This window comes from Mesorhizobium sp. M7A.F.Ca.US.006.04.2.1, from assembly GCF_004022915.1.
GTDB lineage: Bacteria > Pseudomonadota > Alphaproteobacteria > Rhizobiales > Rhizobiaceae > Mesorhizobium > Mesorhizobium ciceri.
This window is the reverse complement of the sequence record NZ_RZQA01000865.1, coordinates 1-2643: the sequence shown is the minus strand read 5'-3', so window position 1 is coordinate 2643 and position 2643 is coordinate 1. Positions and strand designations below refer to the sequence as shown.

General features: G+C 60.7%; 1 protein-coding gene and 1 pseudogene. Both read right to left on the bottom strand.

The window, feature by feature from the left end:
• Positions 1–761: 761 nt before the first annotated feature.
• A pseudogene (locus EN925_RS41050) lies at positions 762–930 on the bottom strand (transposase); the annotation flags it as partial.
• 714 nt (positions 931–1644) lie between these two features.
• The coding region (gene tdh, locus EN925_RS31340; protein WP_128337186.1) for an L-threonine 3-dehydrogenase at positions 1645–2643 on the bottom strand (999 nt) is incomplete at its 5' end.

The window sequence follows — 2643 nt, the reverse complement described above, 5'->3', positions numbered from 1 at the left end:
GCGGCCATCTGATCGGAGCACACGGCGCGCAACTCGTCGCAGCTCTCGGAACTGGTCCGAGTCGGAGGGACATGCAAGTCGCTCGGTGGCAATAGGCGCGGGTGAGGACCAACTGACGGGCTCAAATACGCCGGTCGGCGAACCCACGAGGCCAGCAACCCGCGTGCGATTTCTCGTTGCATCATCTCTCCTACGTGCAGCCCCTGCGCTCGCAAGGCAGCGTCGCGGCTCAGAGCCCGATTCCCACAGAGGGTAGGGTTAGCTTTCGAGAAACTGATTGAACAAATCGATTATTTGGATCGAATGCATCCACGGTATGGATGCAGCGCACCATCTTCAACGACTGCGGCGTCCTGATGCACTGTTGTGTCTGTCGTGCTCTGCTTTTTTCGCTGTCCTTCAAGGCTGGCGAGCCTGGTGGAACCTGCGCGTCATTGGCTTGGTAGCTTGAATGCTCAACAACGGAGCGCCCTGCGCAAAGCCGCTCTCATTTCCAAAAAGCCTTGCAATCTGGTTGGAGCACTTCGCGCTCGACACCAAAATAGGCGAGGAAAACTGACGTCTGACAGGGATGTACATGCAACAGCCGATTTGCGGCACCAGCAAACGACCGCGTTCAGGCTGAAGATCGACGACCAACGGCTCCTCGATTTCCGCACTTTTACAAGCTCTTCCTGTGCGGGCGGATGCCGGCAAACAGCAGCACAGGGTCAGCGAAACCGGGAGCGGGCCTGCTTGATCGCCATGATCACATTGCCGCTGTCGCGCGTGCGGAGCGGAATGCAATCGGTCCAGCCGGCGGCAATCCGGTCAGCACCATCGTCTGCACGAAGCTCCCTGACGAAGACGTGCCCGAATGCGCTCAACAAAGCCGGGCGGCGGATCTTTCCAATCGCCGAAGGTGCGGGCTGGCACCGAGCGGCGAACTGCGAACTCATTCCTGCCCGGCGGCGCTGGCCGCCGCGAGCGTCGATGCGGACCCAGCCGCTCCGAATCCTCCCACAACACGATGAGCGCGTCGCGGACATCGCTGCCGTAACAGCGGCTGCGGCTCTTGCCCGCAGACGGCCTCTGCTCACGACGGTTCATAAGACGGATCGCGCGCTTGCGAATAATAGCCGGTTACCGCCTCGAACTCATCCAGAATGCGCCGCTTGTCAACGCCGCAATAAAGCTCCACGATCGCCGCTTCACCGTGTCGCCATGCTGAGCCGCGCCATCCTTCCCCCGAACCGGAATGGCACGACCTGTCCATCCCCTTTGGAACAGGACACTATTGGTAACATTTTGCTTGAGGCAATGCGGCTCGTTGCCTTCCTTTTCGCTGACCGGAAGGGTACCGGAAGTCGTCTATCGCATCTTACCCGCTGAAAGCGGCAACACCTCGACCTCAATCGCAGATCATAGGAAATAGACGATCGCGTCGGGGCCTCAGCATCGGTTCACCGGGTTTCCGTCATCGACTGAAGCGAATTGCCCCATCGACCGTCACCGGGTGGGCCGCGATACGTCGCCGTATATGATTAGCGAGCGCACGTAGCGGAGCCATAGCTCTCCACCCAGCCATGTTCCCCTAGTTGGAAAATGTCCGGCGGACCAGAGGTGCTGTCGTCAGCTTTTCCTGAATAGCGGCCAAGGCAATCCCTACCAGTCCATCACCACCTTGCCGGAACTGCCGCTCTTCATCGCATCGAAACCGATCTGAAAATCGTCGATGCCGATGCGGTGGGTGATCAGGCCGGAGACATCCAGCGGACCCTGCACAAGCGCGATCATCTTGTACCAGGTTTCGAACATCTCGCGGCCGTAGATGCCTTTGAGATGCAGCATCTTGAAGATGACCTTGTTCCAGTCGATCTCGAAGCCGGTCGGCGCGATGCCCAGAATGGCGATCTTGCCGCCATTGTTCATGGTGTCGATCATGTCGCGGAAGGCGGGGGCTGCGCCCGACATTTCGAGGCCGACATCAAAACCCTCGGTCATGCCGAGTGCCGGCATGACATCGCGCAGCTTTTCCTTGGACGCGTCGACGACATGCTGGACGCCGAGCTTTTTCGCCAGCGCCAGCCGCACCGGATTGATGTCGGTGATGACGACTTTTCGCGCGCCGACGCATTGGGCGACGAGCGCGCCCATGATGCCGATCGGCCCGGCGCCGGTGACCAGCACGTCCTCGCCGACCAGATCGAAGGAGAGTGCGGTGTGCACGGCATTGCCCAAGGGATCGAAGATCGCGGCAATCTCATCGGGCACATCGTCGGGGATCGGCACGACATTGTGCTGCGGGATCGCCAGATACTCGCCGAAGGCGCCTGGACGGTTGACGCCGACGCCGAGCGTGTTGCGGCACAGATGCCCTCGCCCGGCGCGACAGTTGCGGCAATGGCCGCAGACGATGTGGCCTTCGCCCGATACACGCTGGCCGACCTTGTATTCGGTGACCGCTGCGCCGAAATCGGCAACGGTGCCGACGAATTCATGGCCCGTCACCATCGGCACCGGCACCGTCTTCTGCGCCCACTGGTCCCAATTGTAGATGTGCACGTCGGTGCCGCAGATCGCCGTCTTCTTGATCTTGATCAGCACGTCGTTAGGGCCGATTTCCGGCACCGGCACCTCTTCCATCCAGATGCCTGGTTCGGC